Genomic DNA, 26,220 nt, shown 5'->3' with positions numbered 1-26,220 from the left:
AATGCTAGCAGGCCCGCTTTTGTATCCGGTAATTGCTTATCTTTACTGATAGTGGCCTTCCAGTTCTCGAACTTGCTGTTATCAATTTTATAGACGGCACCATTAGCAGAGATAAGCGCAACCTGTTGGCCGTTACCTTCAACCCTTCCGGCAATCGGATCCCCCCACCACAGGCAGCAAGATTAAGCGAAAGTGCGATAACTACGATGGATTTCTTTAACATTTCAAAGTCCCTTAAAAAACAAAGGTGTCAGGGTACTTTCAATGCGATGCGAGTCTCTAGCATTTATGTTCGAAAAATCGGGATCGTTGGCTGATACGCTTAAATGAACTTATCGATGCAGTTGAGCATATTTTCTTTTCAGGCTGTACTCAGCCCATCGGGTTCTGCCCCGTTTTCACGGACGGTTTGATAAAGACGTAAACCTACTATCTTGGTTCGCTAGTCTACGTCGCATTCTTGGATTATGGAACCGCTCGACGTAATCGAATACGTCAGCTCTCGCTTCGTCCCTTGTTCGATATTGTCGATAGTTAATCCGTTCACGCTTCAGCACACCGAAGAACCCTTCACAGGCAGCGTTGTCTGCACAGTGGCCTACGGCACTCATGCTACTGGTTAAGTTTTCGCGTTTGAGTAATTTCTGATAATCGCCGCTGGTAAACTGTGTCCCGCGATCAGAGTGCAACACCACGTTATGCTGCTCCTGGCGCTGCCAGACCGCCATTTCGACGGCACGCATGACCATGTGCCTGTCCTGACGATGATGCATTGACCAGCCCACGATGAGTTTGCTGAACAGGTCAAGCACTACACACAAATAGAGCTTGCCTTCCAGTGTCGCGATTTCAGTGATGTCAGTGACCCACTTGGTTTCCGGCTCCTGCGTCGTAAAGTCGCGCTCAAGATGGTTGGCAAGTCCGGCAGGGCGCACTGACTTTCGCTTTGCGCCTCTGCCTTTCTTACGTGGCCAGCCATACAGCCCATTGACTGACATGACCCGGGCAATACGATTTAAGCTGGCTTCAATACCTTCACTTTGCAGATCTTCATGCATGCGTGGTGCGCCAATGATACCGCCGTTATCGTCGTGAATTTCACGCATTCGCTCAAGCAATTGTGCATTGGCGATGTCACGCGCACTTGGTTGACGCTCCACCCACGCGTAATAACCGCTTGGCGAAACATTCAGGCAGCGACACATCATGCGAACTGCAAAGCTTTCGCGACAACGCGATATCGCCTGATACCTTACGGTAACTCTTTGGCGAAGAACGATGCCGCTTCGCGCAAAAAATCGCGTTCCTTTTTGACTTTAGCCAGTTCCCGTTTCAATTTCGCCATCTCTTCATCGCGAGGGCTGCCGTGGCCTTTAAATGCCTGCTCTTTGGATTGTTCAGCTTCACGCTTCCAGCGATTTAACAGGTTAGGGTTAACACCGATATCCAGTGCTATCTGACGGCAACTCACGCCCGGTTGCTGGGTGAGTAAAACGGCTTCGCGTTTAAATTCCGGGGAATACTTTCTTCGCTTGGTCATAGACACTCCTTCTAGGCATAGTATGCCTTCTTATGGATGTGTCCGTAAAATCTGGGTAGAACCCATCCGACTATTACAGCGCAGTCAAAAACTTCTTTAACCCATCTGCATAGATACTCAGAAGCCTTAACGGTCAGCGCCTCAAAAGCGATTCCAACTAAGTACTTCCTTGCCCAATCTTCGCTTTCACCTTTAAAAAAGTCCGGGCTATAACCTAAGTCATTCCCCCTGGCATAAAGGGTTATATTATTCTCATGACAATAAACAGCGGCCATCAAAGAAATTAAACTCGATGACGCTGATTTCATATCATTCGAGTCAAAAGAGCCCTTCAATTTTTCACTTCCCATTACTTCTCGTTCTGTTCAGGATTGACGACATGTTGAAAGTAGTCTTCGCTAAACTCAGTCATCATCAGTACCGGTTCACCTTTTTTAATGACAGAGCCGGCGTTCCCGGTCGATGGAATGACTTTGACGGTTTGTCTGCAGACAACCCTGAAGCCAGCCCAATCATTCCCTGCTCCCATCTCCTTTAATGTGGGGTCGGCTATCCAGCGGGACTCACCTACGCTGAGCTTTTCATTGTTTACTAAACAGTGTAACCGCTGGGCGTCATTCCCATTAGCGTGCGCAGATATCGATATACCGCAAAGAAAGCCGGAAGCAATATACTTTTTCATTATTAATCCTTGAGGGCCGTCAAGGCAGATTTACCATGGCAGCATGGCTTTGCATAAGGTGAATCATGCCTTTAGGTTGCAGGGTCTATGTAACTGGTTGGGGTAAAGGCTACATCATGTGCCCTATTGGGAGCACGACAATAACGTTGATAAATCAGAAAAGTTTTAACTATTTAGGCAAGTTAAAATGCTGCCTCAAAGTCATTGCATATAGCGGAGGAAGGGAAACATTTAGACAGAATGAATCTGTATTACTTAGTATTACAGTTTAATACTGAAGATGAGACCTAACTACTCTCTTATAATAAACAAAAGGAGTACGGGCGCCTGACGATTATCCTTAATCACAATAATTGGAGTAAGAAGGGCAACAATTAGGCATTGAAAGGCCTCGTTACCCTTCAGTGAGATTTGAAGGGCAACAATGCTAGGGCTGCTCACCCCCCGAAATATTGAAAATAGTTATACAAGATAAGTATTACCTCTTGAAGTATAGCGGTTAGCCTTAAATGAGAAACAGACAATAAAACCACATCTATCGAAGACTATAAGTCATTCGCCTAGTACAAGCGATGAGCGTTACCAACTTCGGCCACAAATTCATCCATATTGCCAAAGGCAATCAAACCGGACTCTTTCGCGTAATGCGACCAATTAGAAACCGCTTCCACCACAGCCTTTATCACCTTCTTAGCTTTTGCTCTGCTAATGTCAGCAAAATGCGCCACCGCTAATAAATCGTCTAATTGGATATCTCGTGATTTACCATTAATAGTCATCTGATGCTTACTCGTCCAGCCAGTACCATTGCTATAAGTGATATCGTAAGCTGGCGACAGTTGCCAGACACCAGACTGGTCCATTAAAAACGAAATGTTCTTAGTGTGATCATCTTGGTTAACAGCCACCACATTGAAAACCATCCGCAAATAGAACTGCTCAATTTCCTTGGCCGATAAACCAATTTCACGCATAACGCCTATTGCCTGTTCATAAGAATAGCCACCAGACACATTAAAATCATAGTGAGCCATACCACACAGCGATTGCATGTGAATCTTGTCACCACCATTAAGTCTATCAAAGCGTTTAGTCATAAAGTGAGAGCGCCCGTTTTCTTGAAACAAACGACATTCATTCATTTCAACGCCGGCATCTAAGGCCATTAAGTAATACGCGTATTCAAGTAAACCAAAACCTTTTGGATCTGAGAGCAACTCTTTATCCTTATTGCCCTCAACACCGTCAAACTTTAATAAGTAGTAATCGAAACCTTCACCAGCCGGAGCTTGACCAGTTTTAATGACATTAGTTTCTTTATTCCATGCAATAACCGCTTTTGCTCGCGCACCACCAGCTGATGTACCAACTAAAATAATTTGCTCAACCGTTTCTTGTCGTGCCTCCTGGCTCTCATGATCAAACGTCTCAGTTAACTCTGTCTTTTTTTGGAGGGCCTTATTCGCTAAATCTACCAGTTCACTTAATTGAATCACAGATACGCTTTTTTTTAACTCACCTACAGTCGGCCTAAACTCTAACCCCCCCATACCACGAGAGCCAATATAACAAAGACGCTCTATTGGACTGAATGATTCTGGATCGCGAGAATTACGCTCTAACCACTGGTCGATTAATCGGTTACCAAACTTGTCCGGCAAACTATCGGCCAGCATTCCTGGCAAACCTTTAAAGGTTTCTTCTGATAAATTACCGAACGAATAGGACTTACCGCTTAACGGCATCTTAATTGGTGACAACTCTATGCCCGAACGCTGAAAGTGCTTTGAATACTCAAAGAATCCCAATCCCCTTTGCCAGGTGACTGAGCCCACTAAGGTATCCCACAAATATACATCAGCCTTTTCGATTACTTCTGCCATTACTTGCCCTTACCTCCGTGTGATTTTCGAATCTGTTTATTCCACGTAAAACCCGGTGATGGCTCTTTATCACCCTTAGTTTTTGAAACACGCTTACGCTTTTCATTCCTTGTTGTAAGCAAAGATGCTGACTTAATTGGCGGCTCCGGCATAAAATTATCTATTTCATGTAACTTGCCCAAAGCACGCATTATAGCTAGCACCTTTAACATTCCAACGCTTCGTTTACCGCCCTCTAAGCCCTGAACAGTTGAGACATTCACCCCAGCTTTATCAGCCAATTCTTGTTGCTCTAGCCCTTCATTAAGACGCGCCTGCAAGAATCGTTTACCTATCATTTCCAAAATAGCTGCGTTACTTCTTCTATCGAAATCCATAATAGTGTTTATTTCCATTATTAAGAGTATATATTGACATTATAATGCATAAAAGCACTATTAAACAATTACCTTTATATTGCATAAAAGCATTATTATGTCGATAAATCGACACTGCAGTGCTTATTTACACTATTAAATATTTACTTCTCTAATTGGAACCCTAGCGCCTGCCTGCGTATTAGACAAAGAGCCTAACTTCCCTTTCTAAACCATTCACGAGGGCTGTGCATGTTCAATATAGTAATTCAGTGCAAGATGGGAGTTTACAGAACGACGAGAGGCCATACAAAATCATATAATAATAAGGAAAAGCTGATCGCCGAGTCTGGCACTGAGAGATGCGCTCAGGTTTAGTTTTATAATGAATGGTGTCAGATAGCGTTATGCGTGATTCAGCTTCCGTTTCCTTCAACCTTTCCGGTTACAGGGTCCCCCCCACCACATGCAGCAAGATTGAGCGTCAGCGCGACGAAAACAATAGATTTTTTAACATCGTTCTAATTCCTTTGAACATAAAAAATAAAGGGTAAGGACTAAACTCATCCGGGTCATATGTCGTAACGTGTCACGCAATTCTTCCGGAGCAGAAACAATACTTGTTCTTATCATCTGTAACGCAACTGTCCTGGCCGTCAAAGCACTTTTACGGCAACTTTTCAGAACTCTTAACTACACTACCATTCCGTCCCTAGATTTGGGTGTAACCGTTTAATGTAGGCTGAAAGCTGCATGCGCAGCATTTTGAGCATCCAACGTATCGTCCTTCCCTCTTTTGCGACGATCAGACTTATCGGGCGCTGTTACTTCTAATACATCTATTCCACTAGATTGCATGTAACGCAATAAGCCTTGGCCATATAACCCTGAACACTCAATACCTACACAAGAGACTTTGCCGAATGATGTCATCCACCTCAGCATTTTCTTCTAACTGTATCGCGTTGTCGGGAAACTCTCGCTCGCTAGGACTTGATTTGAATTATTTACAACCGCAGCAACGTGAATATCCTTATGAGTATCTACGCCGCCAACAACATATCCAGGTTCAACCACTTTTGATTGATTCATTGCGTATTTCCGTCAGTTCAAAGGATATGGGAGAGAGCAGCAAACTTAATACTTGGACATGACAGTAATGAGATAATCACCAGGCCCTTCTTGAGTCAAAAATATTAGCGAAGTAGCCCTCACCAAATAATGAAACCAGACAATCGAAAGATCCAAGGAATGACACAAACCGTCGATCGGAGTGTGGGTCAGAAAGCCCGGTACATTATTGGCACCATGTCTCAATCATGAAACATTAATAAATGATTTACACCATGAAACAAAGCAAAGATATTATTACTATCAGAGTGCAGCACCACGTTATGCTGCTCCTGACGATGATGCATTGACCAGCCCATGATGAGTTTGCTGAACAGTTCAAGCACTACACACAAATAGAGCTTGCCTTCCAGTGTCGCGATTTCAGTGATGTCAGTGACCCACTTGGTTTCCGGCTCCCACTTGGTTTCCGGCTCCTGCGCCGTAAAGTCGCGCTCAAGATGGTTGGCAAGTCCGGCAGGACGCACTGACTTTCGTTTTGCGCCTCTTCCTTTCTTACGCGGCCAGCTATACAGCCCATTGACTGACATGACCCGGGCAATACGATTTAAGCTGGCTTCAATACCTTCACTTTACAGATCTTCATGCATGCGTGGTGCGCCAATGATACCGCCGCTATCGTCGTGAATTTCACGCATTTGCTCAAGCAATTGTGCATTGGCGATGTCACGCGCACTTGGCTGACGCTCCACCCACGCGTAATAACCGCTCGGTGAAACATTCAGGCAGCGGCACATCATTCGAACTGCAAAGCTTTCGCGACAACGCGATATCGCCTGATACCTTACGGTAACTCTTTGGCGAAGAAGGTTGCCGCTTCGCGAAAAAATCACGTTCCTTTTTGACTTTAGCCAGTTCCCGTTTCAGTTTCGGCATCTCTTCATCGCGAGGGCTGCCGTACCCTTTAAATGCCTGCTCTTTGGATTGTTCAGCTTCACGCTTCCAGCAATTTAACCGGTTAGGATTAACACCGATATCCAGTGCGATCTGACGGCAATTCACGCCCGATTGCTGGGTCAGTAAAAAGGCTTCGCGTTTAAATTCCGGGGAATACTTTCTTCGCTTGGTCATAGACACTCCTTCTAGGCATAGTATGCCTCTTTATGGATGTGCCCGTAAAATCTGTATAGAACCCGTATAGCTCAGCTCATATAATCACTTGCATCTAATTAAGGATATGGATGGACGGGATGAAGTTGCTTTCTTAGCTGATAAACACTGCAGGCTTTTATTTAAGATCAATGCTTGACCCAGAAGATACAGGTTGATACTTTCATATGCGAAAAGGGATTTCGTAACAATTTGATAAAAGGATGTTTTATGTTTTCAGGAAAGAACGCGCTATCAGTCGTTTCATGTTTTACTCTTTTACTAAGTCTCCCCACCATTGCAAGTCAAGCAAAATTAAATTCCAAAGATAACCATCTTATTAAAGAGCATACCATGGAAGTTGTTCATGTGGATGAAAATGGAAAGGAAATCGTATCAACCATTGAAGTCCAAGAGAAATTTGGGAAGATAATACGTGACGGTGATATTATTGTTGGTTATGCCTCCGATTTTTATGAGGGAGGTGAAGAACAAAAAAACAGAAATAACACGGATATGACGACCTTGGCTAGTCAAGCAAGTTCAAAGATATGGCCACAAAGCGTTATACCCTATTCGTTCAGCACTGCCTATACAAACGCTGAGAAAAGTAAGGTTCTTGCGGTTTTGTCACAGATGTCAATTAATACAGGGCTTCAGTTTGTACCAAGGACCAACCAATCAAACTATGTTAATTTTATTTATACCTCTTCTGGTGATCATGCTGCTGGGCGGTCATACGTAGGAATGCAAGGTGGTAAGCAAAATCTTGAGCTAAATAAGTCTTCTGGGTTTCGGACAAGGACCATAACACATGAAATGGGACACGCTATAGGGTATGAACATGAGCATCAGCGGCCTGATCGTGATACCTTTATATCTGTCAACTATCCAAATTTAAATGATTGCCGTTCAAGCTTTAATATCAAGTCTGACTTAAGTACCAATAAACCTTACGATATTGACTCTGTAATGCATTATGGCTCAATCACATCAGGAAGCTGTGTGCATGACGACTCAGAACCATTGTTTACCAATAAATCTGGCAATATTGTTTATGGTTCTTCCACACTTACTGCTCAAGATACATCGGCAATCGCGGATACCTATGGTCACTTCGAAAGTATATCAAATTTCAACTGGCAATCAGATTTATGCTTAGGCTACGGTATTGCTAGTTGGGGAGCGATGCCTGGGGCATCTTACTACGTAGTTGAATATAAGAATGGTTTTAACTGGTATACACTGACTACCACGACAGAGACTACAAGTTACGAGCCAGTTCCCCGTGCGGCGCAAGTACGAGTAGTAGGCGTTAACTCAGCTGGTGAGCGTTCAGCTAACTCTAATCAAGATTATGCGCGATACTACAACGTATGCTATTAGGTGCTAGCTTAACCTTTGAGTCCAATATTCATTCACTTTTCAATCAATTAATTAACTCCGTGGTAAAGTAAATCATGAAAAAACATATTCATTGTTTTGCATTGGCGGCGCTATATTCCGCCTCGTTTTATTCAATGGCTGATACTTTTGGTTCAATAAGTTATCAGCGGATATCAGATGAGCAACAAATTGGTTCACAAGTCAGAGATTTTGATGTTCAGGCTGCAGTAATCTCCTTAGGTTATGAACTCTCTTTTAGCCCTGACTTTAAATTTGTACCTAAAATATCATATGGTGAAGGCATAGGAGATGATGACCTATCCGATGTGAGATTTGGTGGTGATCTGCTTACTAGTGATAATGTTTCTTTAGATAGGCTTTACGGAATTTCTGCATCATTACAATATGGGTTTTCTTCCAAAGCTTATGCGTTTCTTTCGGCGCAATATTCAGACTCATCTTACGAGGTTGAATCTACTGGCCAGGATATTAGTGGATCAGGTGCAGGTGCAGCGTTGGGTGTTGGTATAAACGCTATTGAAGATTTGGACGTCGTTTTAGCTGCCCAAACGTCTGGAGATAGAAGCTCATTTGAACTTGGTTTAAGGTATCATTTTTAGTTTCATTCTTTATCAGAAAATACTCTTATGTTCTAATGCCGCTCCTTTAAGGTGAGCGGCATATTTTTGCTATACCATTGTGGTGTCCACTGACCTTTCCCCTGAATTAGAACCAATCTTACGATGAGATTTTTTATATTATGCTACCCGTTTTGCATACTCAACAGGCGGCAGATAATTCAGTGAGCTATGTGGTCGAACGTTATTGTAGTGTTCATGCCATTGATCGATTTCGTATCTTGCTTCATCTAAGGTTCTGAACCAGTGCTGATTCAGGCATTCGTTTCTGAACTTACCGTTTAGGCTCTCGACAAATGCATTCTGTGTCGGTTTACCCGGCTGGATAAAACCAAGCTCAACACCTGTTTCTTTACTCCAGAAGAACATCGCCTTGCTAGTGAATTCTGTACCGTGGTACACAAATAACCTTTTTGGGCTTTCCTCGTAGAGCTATCAGTTGGCTGAGAAAACGCGCGACCTGTCGTCCACTAATCTAAACTGATACAAGCTGGCCAACCATTTCTCTAGAAATCATCAACTACGTTCAGAACACGAAACCGCCTACCGTTGCTTAGTTTTAGGGGGAAACGTCACTCGATATGGCAGAGCTCCGATAAGTACTGCTCAGGGTGTCCACTGTTCTTTGACGGCTTTATTGCCCAGCGCATCCCATTCTTTAACCATGGTGGCGAGCTTTAACTGCTTGAGCATGAGTGGTAGTGAAGCCGTTGCGTTATCCATGCAGACCTCCCAGTATCATGCTGGCATACGAGCTTAGGCTGTGTTGCTTGATGGTAAGTGATGGTGCCATTAACGGGGAAGTGGACATGAGGGCTTGCCGTTCTTAATGTATCGACGCTGGTAACCAATTTGTGCACGAAGCCCGCTTCTACGCATTATCTTCGCTACACGATGAACGCTACATGATTCTCCGGCTTCCAGTAAGTCACGATGGATCCAGGGACTGACGTATGTTGCTCCACTGGCGATATAGAATTCACGTATCAGTTTTAACAGGCGTTCATCTTCAATCGCTCGCGCACTTGAGGGCTGCTTCAGCCAGACATAGAAACCACTGCGGTGGATTTTTAGAACGCGAGACATCGCAGCGACCGAAAATTCTCGCTGATGGTCACGGATAAAGGCGTACTTCACTCTGGCAAGCTTGCAAAGTACCTTGCTGTAGATTCAAGTGGTCAATGCAACAGTTATACTAAAATACTGATTTGCATGAGGACTTTGGATGAAGCGAATAAAACGTACGTTTACTCAAGATGAGCGAACACTTGTTTTTGATTTATGGAAGCAAGGTGCTGGGTTCAGTGATATTGGTCGTATCATTGAGGCAAAGCCGGGATCGGTATTCACAATTTTACGTGAAGATGGTGGCATTAAACCTAGACCAAGGCATCGTAATATTTCCCACCTAACACTTTCAGAACGCGAGGAAATCCGCGTTTCATTGTCTGCAAAGATGAGCATTAGAGCGATAGCTAGACAACTAGGTCGCTCTCCCTCGACCATATCACGTGAAATCGCCAGAAATAGAGGGCGTAGATATTACAAAGCAGTTGATGCCGATAACCGTGCGAAACGAATGGCCGAGCGGCCAAAGCCTGGTGTTTTAGAACAATACCCAGAGCTGAAAAAGTTGGTTATAGAGAAGCTAGAGTTGAAGTGGTCGCCAGAGCAAATATCTGGTTGGCTACGTGTCGAGTATTCTCGGCGTAAGAAAATGCAGGTATCACACGAAACTATTTATAAGTCATTGTACGTTAGGGCAAGGAATATTATTCATCACTCGTTGACTGAGCATTTACGAAGAAAGCGGTCTATGCGGCACAGTCGGTTTCATAGTCGTAAAGGTGATAGAGGTTCCATCAATATAGTTAACGGCATTTCAATTCACGAACGCTCAAAACATATTGATAATCGACGTTCCCTCGGCCACTGGGAAGGCGACTTAGTAACAGGCTCTAAAAACACTCATATTGCCACATTGGTAGACCGGAAATCGCGTTTCACAATCATCTTGAAGTTAGCAGGAAAAGACGCAGACTCAGTGAATACAGCATTGTTAGCGGTGTTTAAACAAATGCCTTCTAAATACCGCCAATCGCTTACTTGGGATAGAGGTATGGAACTGGCTAAACATAGTGCTTTAACAGCGGAATTTGGCATGCCAGTTTACTTCTGCGATCCACAATGTCCATGGCAACGAGGTACGAATGAAAACACTAATAGCCTTATTCGACAATACTTCCCTAAAAAGACGGATCTATCACCGCACTCTCAAGACCGACTCAGTGAAGTCGCAACTCAACTAAATGAACGACCAAGAAAAACATTGAAATTTAAAACACCGTCACACATGATTGAAAGGAGTGTTGCGATGTTCACTTGAACTTACAGCGGCCTTTTTTAAAATGTATCTTTCCTCCGTCACCCGCTTGAGTTCAGCCTCTAGCTGAGCGATACGGACAGAATCATCAGCGGACTTCTTCGGTTCAGATTTTTTATCCAACTGCTTTTGCCAGTTGTACAACGAATTACTTGAAATGCCGAGCCGCTCTGCCACGTCAGCGGCAGAATACCCGCGTTCAGTAATTTGCTTAACGGCCTCGACTTTAAACTCGTGGGTATATCGTTTGCCTTTGCTCATAAAAACCTCATTGTGAAGTTACATTGTAACTGTTAAAAGTGTCTAGCAAAGTCTGGGAAGTCCAATGAGATAAAAAAGCGGCTTCAAACACCGCAGGAAAAGGAAAGCTGCGAAACTGACTGGCTAAATAAATCATCTCGATTTTTTAACCTTAAAATGAATGGACAGCCAGTGGTTCGCGTGAACACTGTTGATGACATAGATAGGCGTATTGGAACGGACTTTGGCTTTAAGGCGTTACTTTGTCACCCACTGTGGCAGCTCATCGATAATCGCCACCCGACAACCCAATCCGTGAATGAGGCATTAAGCAACCTTCCGGCGCACTACGTGAATATCCTTTTTAAAGAAGATGAGTTCGGCAACCTGATAAAAAAGCCATCACTGCCCAAAAAGGTTATGCGGTCATTAATAAAGAAAACCGACATCCACGCGTTCACTTGGCTAATAGCACGGTGTTTGCAAGATACAGCGATGGATGGTGAAACACTGGACATGAATCAGCTTGAAGCGATCAAATACCTGTTAAAGCTGGCAAACATGGCACCTTTCAACGGTATCGCGATTGATTTTTATCGACACATCAATGACCAGTTCTGGCCGCTCTATTTTGACAAGCCACTTAATGTTTATCATTACATTTGGCCTGTCATCGCTTCGAATGGTCAGCGATGTTACTTGCCTATGCGATTATTGGCAGAGGATAGCCTGAAAATTGAAAAGGCTATTGACCTCTATAAAGGATTACACGAACAAGCCTGTCTCATCGGTCTGGTGCCACGAACTCAAATTGGAGAAGCTGAGTTCTATGCGTTTATCTGCCACACAGAAATGCAACCACTTATCGATATCCTTTTTGACTGCGACCACCCCCCCACAACACTCACAGAATTGAAGCACCAGATTTTTGAGAGAACCTTATTTAAATCTGTTCAATCCAAACAGCACTCTGATCACCTTTAATCAGCAGAGCTGTGCAGCCGATAGCAGTAGAAGCGATCAACTTAAGCCAGTGCCACTACCTAGCGGCACTGGCTTAAGTTGCGACGATTGCTGTTAGCGAGTGATCAATTCAACTGCCACGCAGTGCTCACTATGCTGTTAGTTTCTTCCGTATTGTAAAATGTGATCAAAAAAAGGCCCATACAAGCGAGGCTCGTACTTTGGTGATTAAGAACTCGATAAATTAACTCTTTCCACCTTTTCTTGGTTTGTCCGCATCAGGATTAAAATACAGATACAACAATAATGTAATGTAGACAAACACGAAAGATACAGGCCAAGCTAAGATATAGCGAATCGCTATTTCATAGGTAGTGCCAACGCGTTCTCCAATTAGCAGCCGAAATGTAACAAAAAACATTAAAACTATCGTCCCTATCAGAGCATACCTGATAGGTCTCTTAAAAAAGCTTTTTTCCTCAGACATCCTAGCCCCACATTAATTCGTGACTACCTTTTCTCATCAAGCCTTGCATCAATTGTTTTGGAAGCTGATTCAGAAATCATATCCGTCGAAACATCTACTAAATCATTATCCAATGAATTGAACGTGTCTTGTGTAAAGTCTTTGACGCTCTTCATTGCACTGCTTGCTTGTTTTCCTGGGCCAGCGGCAGTTAATACACCATTAGTAACAGTATTTTCTAATGTTGGAGTTTCCCCATTTAACGACTCATTTATCGCATAGGCTCCACTTCCTGTAACTCCAGTTCCAGTGGCAACAAATGCTGTCGCCAATACTCTTTCTGATTGTGAAGCAACAATCTTCCCAGCAACAGATACACTGGCTTTCGCGACAGACGCCATCCCCCCCGTTACTGCTCCAACACCTCCGCTAATTACAGCTTGCTGAATACTGTAATTCTCAAAGCCTCCAGTTACAACCTGCGCTATTGAGTCTGCAACAAAACCGACTGCAAACCCAAAAACTCCAAACTTACCAGTTGGGTCGGTCATATTAATCGGATCATTCCCTACATAAGCATAAAGGTTCATCTGATCTTCATATCCCACAGGGTCAGTTTGCAGGAATCGACCTAGCTTTGGATGATAAATCCGTGCTTTGTAGTAGTAAAGGCCAAGCTCTGATATGGACATTTGGCCTGTATAGCTAAATCGACCGGTGTTATCATCGGCAGGAACTCCAAACTCGTCGTAAGAATTTATATGAGCAACAGTATTAGAGCTATTTGAAGACGCCATGACTGATCCGCGAAAGTCACTATGAAGATATTTAGTTGCTTCTGCCGATATAGAGCTTCCTTCATAGCTTACTAGCGGACTATCAACTGTGCTCCCATGAACATATCTTTTTCTAATATTTCCTTGGTTATCGTACTCGAGAATCAAGGAATCACCATCGTAGAGGAAGTTTGTAGTAACCCCACTGATCGTTTGAGAAGTTAACCTCCCCAGTGGATCATATGAGAAAATTGCCGTTTTTTTACCGGAGACTTCGGTCAATCGATTTTCAATATCGTATGTGTATGAATATCCGTTAACAGACTTTAGGTTGCCGTTTTCATCATAGTTTACCGTTCCAGCAGTTCCTGCAGTTTCATATTGGTTTTTTCCATCAGCATAATAAGGTCCATCAAAGGCGCCTCTACCCGTAAACACATATTTAGAGTTCGAGGTAGAGCTTCCCTTAATTTGATTAGAGCCTATATATGAAAGTGACTGGGAGTAGTTATCAGAACTCAGGGAGAAATTATGATCTAAATATTGTAACCTGTTAACTCCATCAAAAGACAGATTTGTCTCTGATGAGTTACCTCTAGTAATTTTATTGAGTGTACCTTTATCCAGATACTCTTTAGTTATTAAGTTATCGCCAGCTGTTTTTTTGATGGTTTTTAGCCGGTTGAGCTGATCGTAAGTATAGTCAAAAGAAATATCGTCAGGATGTATTAGTTTTGTTCGATTTCCATTTAAATCATACTTACTAGCAATAGTCTTCATAGAACCGGAAGTATCACTTTTTTCGGTCAGCTTTCTTCCTAGACCATCGAAGAGAAAGCTAACGCCTGTACCTGCATGTGAACCGAATCTTGCAGAAACTTTTAAGTTTTGATTGTTATACTGGTAATAAACATCTTTAGCGGATGTATTAGGAATATCTTTTTTTACTAACCTATTCAAATTGTCATAGGTGTAAAAAATATAACTGCCGTTGCGCTTTCTTAAACTTTTTAAGTTTCCATTATTATCATAATTGTACTCCTCATAATCTCCTGAGTCATACTGTCCCACATTTGATTTGCTTGGAAAATATTGTCGCTTTAACCTTTCATGCCCATCATACGTGTAATAGGTGACATTCCCACTTGCATCCTGAACACTTTGCTTTACCCCACCGGAATAGGCAAAAGTACTATAGGCTTGTTCTAGTGGTGTATCATAAGCTTTATATATTTTGAGAATTTTGTTCTGAGAGTTGTAAGTATACTTAGTAATCCTGTCGTATCCATCTTCTGAGATACTCGCGTTACAGGCATTATCAGTAGAATTTAAGTTAAGTCGAACAGCTATGCATTCTAAGTTTCCGATTAAATCGTAACTTTTATGTTTTAAATTTTTAACCTGACCGTTAGACAGCGACTTTTCTTCTATTACACGACCAAAATCATCATATCTGCTCAACAACGTACTTACAGCGGTGAAGCCGCTCCAATTTTCAGGCTCTATATTGAGATTTTGCCAATTATTTAAATAGCCACTTTCTACTTTATGATTGAGTCCGTTTGCATTGTAGAAATATCGAGTAGCCAGAAAAGCGAGAGCCCCGTCCTTATTAGGTCTTGAGGATATTTCACCAGTAAGCTGTTGGGCATCATTATATCTATAAGCAGTTTTATAAGCCGATGAGGATTGATTGACCTCTGCTGAAGAGTGAAAAGAACAAAGTAAAAAAACTAAAACCAGTATTCGTATTATCATTTTCAGAAGTCCTATTGGCATATCGCAGAGTTATCTGCTGGCTCCGTCTTTCCAACCAAATTTCCAAGCTCATCGTATTCGAAGCAATACTTCTGCTGAATAACTCCAGCTAAAGTTGTTGTTTTTGATGTAAGAAGTAAGTTGTCAGAATTGTATTCATAAGAGGTTTTAACGAGGTCACCAGCAATTGAGCAGCCTTCAGTGGAGTTCGGGTTTCCAGACTTGCAAAAACTTTCTTCTTTTAGAAGCCATATACCGTCGCTACTTATCATCTTGCTACCTGTCGCATGATAATAGCTAGCAAAATGCTCTTCATATCTATAACGTGTTTGAGGAGTAATACCTTGTTCATTAGCTGGATACGTTGCTGATTTTAATTGACCTGTATTACTGTGATAAGAGTAACTTTTTTTATATCCGTTGAAGTCTTCAACCCACATAGGTTTATTGCATAATTTATTATCCACACATGTATCAGGATAATTAGCTGTTCTAATTAAGTCCGACTCTGAGGAGTCAGTATTAGCGGTCCTCGTTATAGTTGTAAGATTACCTCTACTGTCATACTCATAGTTCTCCTCGACTCCGTCAACGCTAACGCTTAATGGCAGATTTCTTTCAGAGGTTTCAAAAGTTGTTTTCATATTTGCAGATGCCACACTCAGCAAAATATTTAAGTAGAAACCAGTATCTTGAACTACGTTGAGATAATTACCAGTAGGACCTTCACTTGAGCCAGTAGAACGATAAATAGTATCTGGCTGCGAATGATCATAGGTCCACTGAGCATCCCCAATTGTTGCTGTATCAATAAGCATTTGTCTCAGGGAGCATGTTTCAATACAACTACCATGATTGCACTCGACTTTGCATTGAGCATAATCTGAATACTCAAAGCTTTTGTTGAATTTACCGCTACTTGTTGGAAGCTTTACTCCAACTATGCGAGGCTTGGGCTTTATTCCATGAACGCCAATATCTACTTGTAAGTCTTTATTTAAGTTATTAACACCAGGCACTGAGAACATCCTTTTATGCCTATATACAGTAGTTCCACCGAATCCATCAGTTACGGTAAAATCAGCAAATTCATTACCATATTCTTCCAGCCCAAATAGATCTAAAGAAAAGGGCCATGTATAGGAGACGCGGGGCCAAAGAGACATATTTTGGCAAGAAATCAATGCAGGGTCACATGTGCTCGCATTTATCGCTATAACTTCAATAGGAAAGAGCTTATCAGCTACATCATCGCCGCAGTTCGGAGATACTGTGTTTGGACTTTCACACGTTCTTGTACCATCGGGATAATCCGCATATTTATAAACTAATGCGTAACCTGCGTTATTGCGCACTATTCTATCTCTGTTATCCACATCTCCCTTGCGAGCATCCTGATAGTATTTTAAACCATTGGGGTAGCGTATTGTTGTCGTACTCGAGTTTGAGAATTGGGCTTCAACACCATCTTTAGACGTATAGATATAGTCAAATGGGCCTGATAATGGTTGTTCGAGCGTTGCACCATTACCCGTTATGGATTCTGATAAAGTTGCACTGGTAGGCCAAAATCTGTCAGAGGAGAAGCCAATAGAAACTGTACGGGTTTGTTTATTGGTACTTGATGATTCTGTAGATATCTTTACATCAGCAAGTACACTATCTCTAAATCCCCAAAAATATCCATTATAGCCAGGAGAAATTGTATGTTCAATTTGTCCCACACCGCTACCAATCTTCAAGTCAGTCTGACTAAAAGTAGGCATGTTGCTGATAACATCAACTCCAGCCCTATCTACAAACGACAATCTTGGAAGTGGGTCGAGTCCTTTCGCAGCGACAGCTTCCCCCTCCACTTCAGCTGATGATATGAAGGAAGTAATTAGAAGCAAAGATGTCAGAGTAGCGATAACACTATTATTCTTATTTTTAAAAGCATGAAATTGTGATAACTGCATTTTGAATTCCATTTAATTAGTAATGCAAGATTTTAATAAGTCAATTTTTCTATGATAAATACCGATTTACATATAAAACTTCTATTAGTACTGCTTCAGCCGTTAATTAAATAGCCTCAGGATTTTTGTATTTCAAAGGATGTTAATTATATTAATAGTTAATCTCATGTCTTAATTTGTAAATATTACTTCCATTCTGTTTCCCGCTGCGTCTAAAGTATACTCTCGGTTGCAACCAGTAGAGTCTGTAACTTTAGTTAGCCGCCCAAGTGCGTCATATGAATACGCTATCTCTACTGAAGAGTCTGCGGCTGGCGAATCGGTGCATGCGGATAAATTTGAATCGACTGATACGGATATCTGAGTAGAAATACTGCAACTCAACCTGTTGCAGGCTCTTACTCTAAACATATAAAGCCCATTAGATTCTTTAGATTGAACGCTCGAAGTAACTTTATTAACATTGATATATGAGGACCATGCACCAGCGCTCAACTTTTCACTTAACTCGTAGTGAGAGACAGAACCACTCGACTTATTCCAACTAAGAGTAAAGTTTCCATCCTCCGAGGGGTTTGCTGAAGAGGTAAAACCAGCAGGCTGTGACGGCGTACTTAATACATCCACTTGAACTACTCTTTTTTCGCCGCAGCTACCTGAGTTACAAGCTTTTACCTCGTAGGAGTATTCCCCATCGGGCTTGTCATCAAAGTCAAGCCAGGTTTCATTTGTCCTAGTAAAATCATGTTGCGAATTAGCTCCCTGCCTTAACTCACGCCATTCGTAATGGGTAGTCCGGTTAACGGTGGGTTTAGACCAACTAATTGAAAAGGTGCCTGTTGTTGTTTCTGCTACAGTTGTACGCAGGTTTAATATTGGTCCGGGTGTCTTAACAACTTCTACAGCTATGATACTTCCAGAACTACAACCTGATTGATTACACGCAAAAACTTGGTATTCGTAAGCGCCATCTACTCTAGCATCAGAAACTTGGTTTTTACTTGACGAGCGTGTCGCATTCGTCCAGTTAGAGACCCCCAGCTGCCTGAATTTATATTCAACCCACTCAATGGTCTCATTTATAGGCAACCAGGTAATTGTAAACTCACCATTTAATGAAATATCGTCTGACACCGATAGCGTCAAATTGGACGGTTTCCTGAGAACTTGCACATCAGTACTACGGGTAATACTACATGCACCCCCAATACATGCTTTTACCTCATATTCGTAGCTTCCATCTTCCCGGTTTAACTTTTTAGAAGTTCCTGACTGCGAATACCAACCTGACCATGCTCCAGCATTTTTCTTCTCCCTCCATTTGTAACTTTCTGCATCAGTCACCCCTCCCCATGAAAGTGTGAAGTTACCATCAGATGAACGGGTTTTGTCCGCTCCCAAATTTCTAACAGGCTCAATATAGTCAAATCTTACAACGATACCTGGCGCATTTGAGCAGCCTGAAGCATTGCAGGCATATACAATAAAGACATAATCATTATCAGGTAAACTTTTCTTTAGATATCTTTTAGTTCCAACGTTTACTTCAAAAGACCATTGTGTATCTCTTACCATTTTATATTGATACTTATAGTAGCTGACCGTATTACTGGCAGCACCCCAGCTTATTTTTACCTCTCCGGTCCTTACTGGGTCGGTATCTGCGGTTAAATTCTGTGGTGATCCTGGTATTCTCAACACAGATACTGATGTTGACTTAATACCGCTACAGCTCAATGTATTACAGGCTCTAACTTGATAGTCATAAACCCCATCGCTTTTTGACTGGTTTAAGTTTCTTGAAGTACCATTACTGGTAAAGGAAGACCAGCTACCGCTGTTTTTGCGAACACGCCATTCGTATCTTGTGACCTGATTAGACGATGCGCTCCACGATAAGGTAAAGGTGCCATCTAACGAATTAGACTCTGAGCTTGAAAAGCTAGAAGGCATGGTCGGTTTCTTAATTACTTCGGTTGATACACTTCCGCTACTACTACAGCTATGTTCGTTGCAGGCTGCAACATGAAAATCATATTTACCATCGGAGTCAGAACGATTAAAGTATGTTGTTCGACTATTATTCTTCCAGGATGACCAGCTTCCTGCGTTCTTTCTAACTCTCCAACGATAATAGGTAACCCTGTTAGCCGGCTGGGACCAACTAATTTTGTAGGTACCATCATTGGACTTACTTTCACTTGTTTTGAGTGACACCGGAACACCGGGTCTTTTCATTACCGTTATAGTAACCTTCGATTTATTACCACAACTTGCTTCGTTACACGCCCTGACCTGGTAAGTGTAAGTCCCATCGCCCTTAGATACATCAAGATGCCGGTTGAGACCTGTACTATAAAACGATGACCAGTTCCCAGAGCTATATTGCCGCTGATACTGGTATTTTGTAACACGGTTGGAGGATGTGCCCCACGACAGGCGAAAAGTACCATCTAAAGAAGGGGATTCTGATGCCTTCAAACTGGGTGGTGTACCGGGCTTCTTCATTACCTTTTTCGACCGTACGTTTGAGTAAGAGCCAGAAACTACATAGTTATTTGCGCCTATATTGTCAGCTTTAACCCAGAACTCCCATGTCCCGTCACTCAATCCTGATAAAGTAAAGGACGTTGATGTCGATGTCTTGTATGAAAAGCTACCACCATTTTTTCTATATCTTATTTTATAGCGTTTAGCGTGACTAACAGAGCCCCAATTTAGTTTAATTGACCCATCTGTATCATAAGTACTGCCGGTATTAGATAGTGAAAAAGAAGAAATTTTAGGGGGTTTGGCTAATGGTACTTCTACCGTAAGTTCTGGATAGCGAGCATCTGGAGCACGACCGATAGCAACTACAAAAAAATAGTGTCGGCCGCCAGGACGCTTTAAGCTTATACGGGGAGCTCGGACATACTCAATTAAAGATTCAGTATTTGTGCTAGGTAAATACTCGTATACTTTATAAACACTATTCCCGTTAGACGGGCTTGGCCAGCTGAGAGTGAAGTTTCCCTGAGAGTCAGGCTTGGTGGAGGAGAGCGTCATTGCAGCTAATTCGTGTGATACGAAGAAGTTCATTGCAAAAAATACTAAATAAATCATTCTTTTCATGCGTTATTTCCAATGCAACTAAACTTGGAAAAGAATGTAAACGCATAAACACATTGTCATTCCTTCCGTGGAATTTGGATGAATCTTATACTCAACCAGAGCGTTGTCAATAAGATTTAAATTAAATTTAAAATATTTGTGATTTGTCGTTTAGGAGGAGTAGAGAAAGTATTTTTTTGCACAAGTATCGTTGAAAAAGAGCCTGTAACAGATTCTGTGTAACTGCCATTATTTAATATGCTGTTCGAGGCGTTCCTCGAAATCAATAATAAAACGACTCATCGCCTGACGCCAGTTATGAATCGGCATCGACCACTTTTTATTGGCGTCTTTAATTGCTAAGTACACCATCTTTCTGGCTGAGTCATCACTGGGGAAAATTTTCCGTTTCTTGATTGCTTTGCGGATAACGCTGTTCAGTGACTCGATCGCATTGGTTGTGTAAACCGCCTTTCGGATATCTTCAGCGTAATTGAACAGGGTGTTAAGGTTATACCAGTGCGTACGCCATGATTTAGCAATTTGAGGGTATGACGTTTCCCCCTAAAACTAAACCATCGGTTGTGGGAGATTTTTAAACTCCATCGGTGTAAGTTGTCCCAGTGAGCGATGTGGTCTTTGATAGTTATAGTCAAGACGCCATCGCTCAATAATGTCTCTTGCTTCAACCAGATTTCTGAACCAGAGTTGATTCAGGCATTCATCTCTGAACTTACCATTAAAGCTTTCGACGAACGCATTTTCGTTGGCTTGCCGGAACGAATAAATTGCAAATCCATGTTTCGCCATCCTGCCCAGGCTAATAAAACGCGACTGGTGAATTCCGAGCCGCTGTCACAAGACAGCTGCGCGGGTAACCCAACATCCGTTCACAGCCGCTCAAATACGCGTATTAGACGTTCTGATGTCATGTTGTTGTCGACTTCAATCGCAATGGATTCACGTGTGTAATCATCAACCAGGTTAAATACTATGAAGCGTGTTCCGTCATAGAGGGCATCGTGCACAAAGTCCATCGACCAGCGCTGCATAGGCTTACTGGCTTGCTCCATAGGTACCTGACGCTGAGGGCCAACCCGGCTGCGTCGCTTGCGCTTGGGTATCTGTAAGTCAGCCTGTGCGTACAACCGTTCAATGCGTTTGTGATTAACCACACCAAACTCACGGAGTAGTAATACCGTTAATCTCGGACTACCAAAACGAAGACGCTGTTTCGCTAATTCACACAAGCGCTGGTTTAGTTGCTCATTCAGAGCGTTTGGCTTCGGTTGGTACCTCCACGTCATGCGAGACAGCCCGACAAGCTGACGCGCTCGTCGCTCACTGACTTTTGTTTTGTTCAGCATATGAGCCACTGCTTGGCGGCGCACCGCACGACTCAGTGGTAGTTTCCCTCAAGGCCGCCTTCAATGCTGAAATATCCAGTTCCTTCTCACCAAGCAATTGCTTCAGTTTGCTATTCAGGATCTTGACGATTTGCTCTTCATTGAATTTAGATTTCCGCATTGTCGTTTCCTCGTACTCTTTCAGTTTAGTGAGAAAACTCCTAAATGCGATGGATTAATTCAGTGGGGGAAACGTCATAAGTATTACTTTGTTTCAGGTTGTCGGAGCGCTAAGTAAAGTCGTTCGTGTGGGGTAAACCTATCTTAATCTGCTCTTACCTGGAGATAAGTTCGCTCATGCCTCGGGGTCAGGCTCAAACCACCCCTTCCATTTCGGTGTTTTTGTGAGACCTGGGCACTTAGCTCTGCGATTGATTGCTCTACTACCTTGATACAAAGTCCAACATGCTTCACTTCATCGTTAGAGGGCCCCTGGGCTAGTGTTTGCTCATAGGTGCTTTCAATGGCGCCGGAGACTGATTTAATCATCTGAGTCATTAATAACTGCATTCGTGGAAGCGACATCCCTATTTCTACCGCCATATCAGCAAGCATATAGGCCGTGATAGGCGGATTAAAATTCCCCTCCCCGCCCGATTCATGGTCACCTATGGACATGGCAAAGTGTTGCGTAGAATTTGAAACTTCAATGGGATTGGCGGATTGCCGGGCTTGTATATCGCTGATGATTGCTTCGATATTTACCAGATCGTAAAACGGCGCCAGCGTCAGGCCTTTATGGCTAACAAAAAAGCTTATGTTTTTACCGTGAGCGTCATAGTTGCGAGCAAGAATATTAAATGTCATCCACCGGATTAACTGTACCCGGTAAGCTTGTGGGTTGGCCACAGCAATATCAAAAAGCTTCGCAAAGGAGACTCCATCACGGATATATATACCATCGCCTTCGTCACCATGCTGCCTCTCATACTTATACGAAGGAGGAAGGTTAACTGCCTGGCAACCATCTATAACATGCCTGCGCCGAACCCGCATGTTAGCCAGTTCAACTTTTCTGTCGAAGCGTTCAATCACGAAGGTTCGAACCTCGCCGTATGATCTGATTTCAACTGGTGGCACATCAAGCCCGGCATTTTTTGCCAGAGTCATTGTGAAGAGCTCATTCACGGCGATAAATGGCGCTTTGTCAGTTTCAAATTTAAAGATTTTGTTTGAGCACAGGGCGCCTTCACCAAACCCCAGTTGACCATCAATTTCTAACAAGTTCAGTTTATCCTGCACACCGGCAACAGATAGTCGTGTTTTACCATCCCAGATTGTTATAGCAGCACCAGTACGCTTCATACCTGAGAGCTTATTGGTTAGCTCAACATCGGAAATTTCACGAAAGGCCGTTTCTTTCTTTCCTTCTTCCCCACTGGCAAAGGATAAGGCCCCTGAGGTTTCGCTACCAATCAGCTTAATCAGCCCGAAGGTATTGTTTTTTGACAGCGTGGTATTGGTCGTTATTTCTTCCAGGCCTTTACCTTCAGGGAGCATGTTCTGCAGGAAGTTTCGTACGGCGTTACGTTCAAAATTACCGTCTAGGGGCAAGTGAGGCGAAACGGGGAACCCCTCTTTTTGCCAGTTTGGCTCATAAACCATAGCCATTTCTGTCTCAGTGCCTGTTGGAAGCGTGAGTGTGGCAATCTTACGGCCATGGCCCAGGTATACATGCAGACTGTTTTGCTTAGTACCATTCGTCATGATCATCTCCATTATCTGTAAGATCGGCCGTTTCATCTGAGATGAGGGAGAACGACAGGCCTAAATACTCCATAACAAGTAATAGCGTAGCCAATTTTACGTTAGTATCTCCCTTCTCGATTTTCACAAGGGTAGGTTTAGAGATGGGAAGGACCTTTACTACATCCTCCAAGGAAAGCTTTAACCCTGTTCGCTTTGCACTAATTGCTTTCGCTAACAATTGAGGCGAGAAACTTTCGCTTAAATCAGGCATCGGTGACGGCTTTACTGATTTACCTTTGCGAAACGCTTTTACATGACTCATCTTTAAAGTTAAATGTAGTTTACTTTAAACAAAATATAGAGAAAAAATTTCTATAGGTCAATTTTAGTTAACTTTTAGAAAATTCAGAGCCCATTGGTTACAAAGGTTAACTATCCTTTACCTTTAGGCCAATAGGTTGGCGTTTAATTTGCGACTATTTTAGCTTAGATAGGTGCAATAGATTGGCGACTCAAAGAAGAAGTGATTGATGGCACCCAATAGCTCACTCTATGGGTGCCAACTTGCCGTATCAATTACCCCAGATGTCCCCTGCCCACTGCGGATTATCGATGAATGGATTACGATTGCTTTGAAAACCTTGAGCTGCATCGTTTCTATCTATCTCAAACTGACTTACCGGGTCTTGCTTGTGCCATTGTAGTAGCATTGCTATAAACCATGGCTCAAAAACCTGGCCGCTTGTACCATTTAGCGCTGCATCTGAAGAGCTATTGCTGTTCTCCCATCCTGCTATTTGATTCTCATAGCGAGTGGCCATATAAAAATAAGCTCTCGCCATATCGCCCTTGAAAGTATCAATAGGCTCAAACACGGTGCCGCTATAACCCAACCCGCTTTTTGCACTGCCTAGCTTTGAACCATTAGCTGAGGTGTAGCTAGCAGAGCCAACTTCACCATAAGGGTAGCTGCTACGCCGGCCATTTACATATCCATCTGATGCAAATACATGGTGTATATCCGTATTCATGGGCGATATGGCGCCGCCAAACCAGCTTTTAGGAAAGGTGTGTTCCCGATTATAACAATCTCCCTCGGATTGATAGGTGCCACACTGGTCTGAGCCACCAGCATAAGTGTACGGATCGCTACCATTCGCGTTTTCAGAATAGATATCATAAATCGAACTGTCGTTTTCACCATAGGTATCCAAACCATAGGAGATATAAAAGTTCCATATAGAGGAATAGCTTTGTGAAGAGTGGTTTTTGATAATGTCATAAAGCGCTGTTTTTAAGGCATACCCGGTTTTTCCCTGCGCTGAATCGTAATAGCCTCCCTGGCTACCTTCGCCACTGCCACTGCCAAGGGTGAAGTTGGTTGACTCAGCACTACCGAACTGACCTCCTGAAGCCACAGTGGTAGACCCAAAGCTTAGCTCATAGCTACCATTACCATAGTTACAGCAAATGCCGTCGCCGTATTCATCACTTATGGTAAAAGTATAGCTCCCGTCAGCAAGGCACTGAGACTCTTGCGTGGTGCTACTGCTGGCATAGCCTGCGCCAGAAGCAACTGTAGACCCACTCCCATCAGTGATACTCCAGCTGGTTTCAGCGCCATAGCTGTCTGTGGTAAGTGTTAGGTTTCCCGCATTAGAGCTACAAGCTCCAGGGTCTTCACCTGCACCAGCCGCGGGATTGAAATTGTCTACATAAACGACTTCAGAGCCATCAAACCCGGCTTGGTCGTAAAACCTAAGACCCACTTCAATCTGACCGGTAGTACCCGGTGTATACGCATACGATAGCTTTTGCCACTGACCTGTTAGTGTATGATCGGAGTAATTGTGATACCCGTCCACATAAAGCCTGGCTGCTACACTACCCTCAGTATGATATACCCAGGTTGCAATATCGATTTGCTGACCAGCCTGCACATCTATCGTTTGCCTGAAATCTGTTGAGCTTTGAGAGCCAGTATTAACAATGATTTTTGCAGATGCGGCTTGCTCGTAAACAATTGAAGTAGATTGGCTAACAGATATACCGGAATCTATGGTGGTCCAGCTTGAAGGCTGATTACCGTTCCAGGTCTCGAAACCAGCATTTTGAATGTTTGCAAAAGCGTTGGAGGTAAGTAGTGCAGCTGCAACTCCGACAGCCTGGGGGGTGAAGGGTCTCATGTGTGCTTCCTTATAGTGGGTAATCGTTCGTTACTTTTTATAGGATTCGCTTACTTTTACATCCACTTGTGACAATAAGATGTATTTGAAAATTTAACCACACACTAAGGCTCGAAGACAGTAAACTTGGTGAGACTTTAAAGACCACATATACTGGAAATACACTCAGCAGGGCATCTCTACTATATGAATCTATTACGTTTCTATATGAATGAAATCGAAAAGCACACACTGTCATTTTGTGAGCTGGTACGAGCCTATGCAATAAATAAACAATGCATCATGTTTTCTATTCCAACGCATTACCAAGGTAGAGGAAGATCGCCTTATTGAAGATGATTATGAAACAATACCCGCAGAGCCTCTAACGGGTACAGCTGCTCTTCAGTATGCCCTGGATGCCTTCAAGGACATGCATGTGTATGACGGTAAGCTTAGCTGACGTTTTGTACAAAAATACCCAGGGCTGATTCCTCTATCATGTAGCTGGGAAACGCTTACTTGAAGAGGCAGCCCCTAGCTGCCTTTTCAAGTAAGCTTCAAGACTTACTGAAATGAAAGTTGCGGAACGCTTGAATAGCGAATGAAGTCGTCTGC

Annotated in this window: 19 protein-coding genes and 5 pseudogenes; 4 read left to right on the top strand and 20 right to left on the bottom strand. The window is 42.9% G+C overall.

What is annotated here, in order from left to right:
* Positions 1-372: 372 nt before the first annotated feature.
* From F458_RS0118310 to F458_RS21115, 7 genes and pseudogenes are all read right to left on the bottom strand, one after another.
* Positions 373-1,540 (bottom strand): annotated as a pseudogene (locus F458_RS0118310) (IS3 family transposase).
* A gap of 11 nt (positions 1,541-1,551) precedes the next feature.
* Positions 1,552-1,890, bottom strand: a complete 339-nt coding sequence (locus F458_RS0118300; protein ID WP_018984895.1) for a hypothetical protein — start codon at positions 1,888-1,890, stop codon at positions 1,552-1,554.
* Entirely contained in the window at positions 1,890-2,222 is a 333-nt protein-coding gene (locus tag F458_RS0118295) for a hypothetical protein (RefSeq protein ID WP_018984894.1), read from the bottom strand. Before F458_RS0118295 ends, F458_RS0118300 begins: the two co-directional genes overlap by 1 nt.
* A 560-nt stretch (positions 2,223-2,782) precedes the next feature.
* Positions 2,783-4,105 (bottom strand): type II toxin-antitoxin system HipA family toxin, encoded by a 1,323-nt coding sequence (locus tag F458_RS0118290; protein WP_018984893.1) that lies wholly within the window; start codon positions 4,103-4,105, stop codon positions 2,783-2,785.
* On the bottom strand, positions 4,105-4,482 hold the full coding sequence (locus tag F458_RS19940; protein ID WP_018984892.1) for a helix-turn-helix domain-containing protein: 378 nt from the start codon (positions 4,480-4,482) through the stop codon (positions 4,105-4,107). The genes F458_RS0118290 and F458_RS19940 overlap by 1 nt, the downstream gene beginning before the upstream one ends.
* 525 nt (positions 4,483-5,007) lie before the next feature.
* A pseudogene (locus F458_RS21120) lies at positions 5,008-5,553 on the bottom strand (IS110 family transposase); the annotation flags it as partial.
* A 293-nt stretch (positions 5,554-5,846) separates the two neighbouring features.
* Positions 5,847-6,663, bottom strand: a pseudogene (locus F458_RS21115) (IS3 family transposase); the annotation flags it as partial.
* 249 nt (positions 6,664-6,912) lie between these two features.
* On the opposite strand from F458_RS21115, the gene F458_RS20280 reads away from it, so the two are divergent.
* Both F458_RS20280 and F458_RS0118265 read left to right on the top strand, forming a co-directional pair.
* On the top strand, positions 6,913-8,067 hold the full coding sequence (locus F458_RS20280) for a M12 family metallopeptidase (RefSeq protein ID WP_018984890.1): 1,155 nt from the start codon (positions 6,913-6,915) through the stop codon (positions 8,065-8,067).
* A gap of 74 nt (positions 8,068-8,141) precedes the next feature.
* Positions 8,142-8,687, top strand: a complete 546-nt coding sequence (locus F458_RS0118265; protein WP_018984889.1) for a hypothetical protein — start codon at positions 8,142-8,144, stop codon at positions 8,685-8,687.
* Positions 8,688-8,825: 138 nt separating this feature from the next.
* Here F458_RS0118265 and F458_RS19920 read toward each other — a convergent pair.
* Both F458_RS19920 and F458_RS20590 read right to left on the bottom strand, forming a co-directional pair.
* Positions 8,826-9,265 (bottom strand): annotated as a pseudogene (locus tag F458_RS19920) (integrase core domain-containing protein); the annotation flags it as partial.
* A gap of 232 nt (positions 9,266-9,497) precedes the next feature.
* Positions 9,498-9,842, bottom strand: a complete 345-nt coding sequence (locus tag F458_RS20590) for an IS3 family transposase (RefSeq protein ID WP_211213208.1) — start codon at positions 9,840-9,842, stop codon at positions 9,498-9,500.
* A gap of 97 nt (positions 9,843-9,939) precedes the next feature.
* On the opposite strand from F458_RS20590, the gene F458_RS0118250 reads away from it, so the two are divergent.
* Positions 9,940-11,091 carry an IS30 family transposase gene (locus F458_RS0118250; RefSeq protein WP_026294792.1) on the top strand — a complete coding sequence of 384 codons (1,152 nt, stop codon included), beginning with the start codon at positions 9,940-9,942 and terminating at the stop codon, positions 11,089-11,091.
* Here F458_RS0118250 and F458_RS0118245 read toward each other — a convergent pair.
* Positions 11,053-11,349, bottom strand: a complete 297-nt coding sequence (locus F458_RS0118245) for a transposase (RefSeq protein WP_018984885.1) — start codon at positions 11,347-11,349, stop codon at positions 11,053-11,055. The two genes, F458_RS0118250 and F458_RS0118245, sit on opposite strands and share 39 nt — an antisense overlap.
* Positions 11,350-11,529: 180 nt before the next feature.
* On the opposite strand from F458_RS0118245, the gene F458_RS0118240 reads away from it, so the two are divergent.
* Entirely contained in the window at positions 11,530-12,312 is a 783-nt protein-coding gene (locus F458_RS0118240; protein ID WP_156824300.1) for a hypothetical protein, read from the top strand.
* A 489-nt stretch (positions 12,313-12,801) separates the two neighbouring features.
* Here the strand turns inward: F458_RS0118240 and F458_RS20275 are convergent, their stop codons facing one another.
* The 10 genes and pseudogenes from F458_RS20275 to F458_RS0118185 all read right to left on the bottom strand — a co-directional run bounded on the left by F458_RS20275 (position 12,802) and on the right by F458_RS0118185 (position 25,623).
* Positions 12,802-15,291 (bottom strand): RHS repeat domain-containing protein, encoded by a 2,490-nt coding sequence (locus F458_RS20275; RefSeq protein WP_169334852.1) that lies wholly within the window; start codon positions 15,289-15,291, stop codon positions 12,802-12,804.
* A gap of 11 nt (positions 15,292-15,302) precedes the next feature.
* Positions 15,303-17,249: a hypothetical protein gene (locus F458_RS0118225; protein WP_018984881.1), complete on the bottom strand. Its 1,947-nt coding sequence runs from the start codon at positions 17,247-17,249 to the stop codon at positions 15,303-15,305.
* 171 nt (positions 17,250-17,420) lie between these two features.
* On the bottom strand, positions 17,421-20,363 hold the full coding sequence (locus tag F458_RS20955) for a fibronectin type III domain-containing protein (RefSeq protein WP_156824299.1): 2,943 nt from the start codon (positions 20,361-20,363) through the stop codon (positions 17,421-17,423).
* Between the two features lie 228 nt (positions 20,364-20,591).
* Positions 20,592-20,903, bottom strand: a pseudogene (locus F458_RS20585) (transposase); the annotation flags it as partial.
* A 9-nt stretch (positions 20,904-20,912) separates the two neighbouring features.
* The gene (locus tag F458_RS19910) at positions 20,913-21,152 is read right to left on the bottom strand and encodes an integrase core domain-containing protein (protein ID WP_156824298.1); all 240 of its coding nucleotides are present in this window, start codon (positions 21,150-21,152) and stop codon (positions 20,913-20,915) included.
* Positions 21,153-21,232: 80 nt separating this feature from the next.
* Positions 21,233-21,709 carry a DDE-type integrase/transposase/recombinase gene (locus tag F458_RS20785; protein WP_018984877.1) on the bottom strand — a complete coding sequence of 159 codons (477 nt, stop codon included), beginning with the start codon at positions 21,707-21,709 and terminating at the stop codon, positions 21,233-21,235.
* Positions 21,684-21,869 (bottom strand): hypothetical protein, encoded by a 186-nt coding sequence (locus tag F458_RS0118200; protein WP_018984876.1) that lies wholly within the window; start codon positions 21,867-21,869, stop codon positions 21,684-21,686. Before F458_RS0118200 ends, F458_RS20785 begins: the two co-directional genes overlap by 26 nt.
* Positions 21,870-22,012: 143 nt before the next feature.
* Entirely contained in the window at positions 22,013-23,455 is a 1,443-nt protein-coding gene (locus F458_RS19905) for a HipA domain-containing protein (RefSeq protein WP_018984875.1), read from the bottom strand.
* Positions 23,439-23,759 carry a helix-turn-helix domain-containing protein gene (locus tag F458_RS0118190; RefSeq protein WP_026294791.1) on the bottom strand — a complete coding sequence of 107 codons (321 nt, stop codon included), beginning with the start codon at positions 23,757-23,759 and terminating at the stop codon, positions 23,439-23,441. The genes F458_RS19905 and F458_RS0118190 overlap by 17 nt, the downstream gene beginning before the upstream one ends.
* 250 nt (positions 23,760-24,009) lie before the next feature.
* Positions 24,010-25,623, bottom strand: a complete 1,614-nt coding sequence (locus F458_RS0118185) for an HNH endonuclease signature motif containing protein (RefSeq protein ID WP_018984873.1) — start codon at positions 25,621-25,623, stop codon at positions 24,010-24,012.
* Positions 25,624-26,220: the final 597 nt, after the last annotated feature.

It is taken from the genome of Salinimonas chungwhensis DSM 16280 (genome assembly GCF_000378185.1).
Lineage (GTDB): Bacteria > Pseudomonadota > Gammaproteobacteria > Enterobacterales > Alteromonadaceae > Alteromonas > Alteromonas chungwhensis.
The sequence above is the reverse complement of the archived record's forward strand: the minus strand, read 5'-3'. Positions and strand labels throughout refer to the sequence as shown.

Bases quoted from the DNA above. Each gene is read 5' to 3' on its own strand.
- F458_RS0118265 (WP_018984889.1), top strand. From the start codon at position 8,142: ATGAAAAAACATATTCATTGTTTTGCATTGGCGGCGCTATATTCCGCC.
- F458_RS0118190 (WP_026294791.1), bottom strand. From the start codon at position 23,759: ATGAGTCATGTAAAAGCGTTTCGCAAAGGTAAATCAGTAAAGCCGTCA.
- F458_RS0118225 (WP_018984881.1), bottom strand. From the start codon at position 17,249: ATGCAGTTATCACAATTTCATGCTTTTAAAAATAAGAATAATAGTGTT.
- F458_RS0118295 (WP_018984894.1), bottom strand. From the start codon at position 2,222: ATGAAAAAGTATATTGCTTCCGGCTTTCTTTGCGGTATATCGATATCT.
- F458_RS20275 (WP_169334852.1), bottom strand. From the start codon at position 15,291: ATGATAATACGAATACTGGTTTTAGTTTTTTTACTTTGTTCTTTTCAC.
- F458_RS19905 (WP_018984875.1), bottom strand. From the start codon at position 23,455: ATGACGAATGGTACTAAGCAAAACAGTCTGCATGTATACCTGGGCCAT.
- F458_RS0118290 (WP_018984893.1), bottom strand. From the start codon at position 4,105: ATGGCAGAAGTAATCGAAAAGGCTGATGTATATTTGTGGGATACCTTA.
- F458_RS20280 (WP_018984890.1), top strand. From the start codon at position 6,913: ATGTTTTCAGGAAAGAACGCGCTATCAGTCGTTTCATGTTTTACTCTT.
- F458_RS0118300 (WP_018984895.1), bottom strand. From the start codon at position 1,890: ATGGGAAGTGAAAAATTGAAGGGCTCTTTTGACTCGAATGATATGAAA.
- F458_RS19910 (WP_156824298.1), bottom strand. From the start codon at position 21,152: ATGGCGAAACATGGATTTGCAATTTATTCGTTCCGGCAAGCCAACGAA.
- F458_RS20955 (WP_156824299.1), bottom strand. From the start codon at position 20,363: ATGAAAAGAATGATTTATTTAGTATTTTTTGCAATGAACTTCTTCGTA.
- F458_RS19940 (WP_018984892.1), bottom strand. From the start codon at position 4,482: ATGGATTTCGATAGAAGAAGTAACGCAGCTATTTTGGAAATGATAGGT.
- F458_RS0118185 (WP_018984873.1), bottom strand. From the start codon at position 25,623: ATGAGACCCTTCACCCCCCAGGCTGTCGGAGTTGCAGCTGCACTACTT.
- F458_RS20785 (WP_018984877.1), bottom strand. From the start codon at position 21,709: ATGCTGAACAAAACAAAAGTCAGTGAGCGACGAGCGCGTCAGCTTGTC.
- F458_RS0118200 (WP_018984876.1), bottom strand. From the start codon at position 21,869: ATGCGGAAATCTAAATTCAATGAAGAGCAAATCGTCAAGATCCTGAAT.
- F458_RS0118245 (WP_018984885.1), bottom strand. From the start codon at position 11,349: ATGAGCAAAGGCAAACGATATACCCACGAGTTTAAAGTCGAGGCCGTT.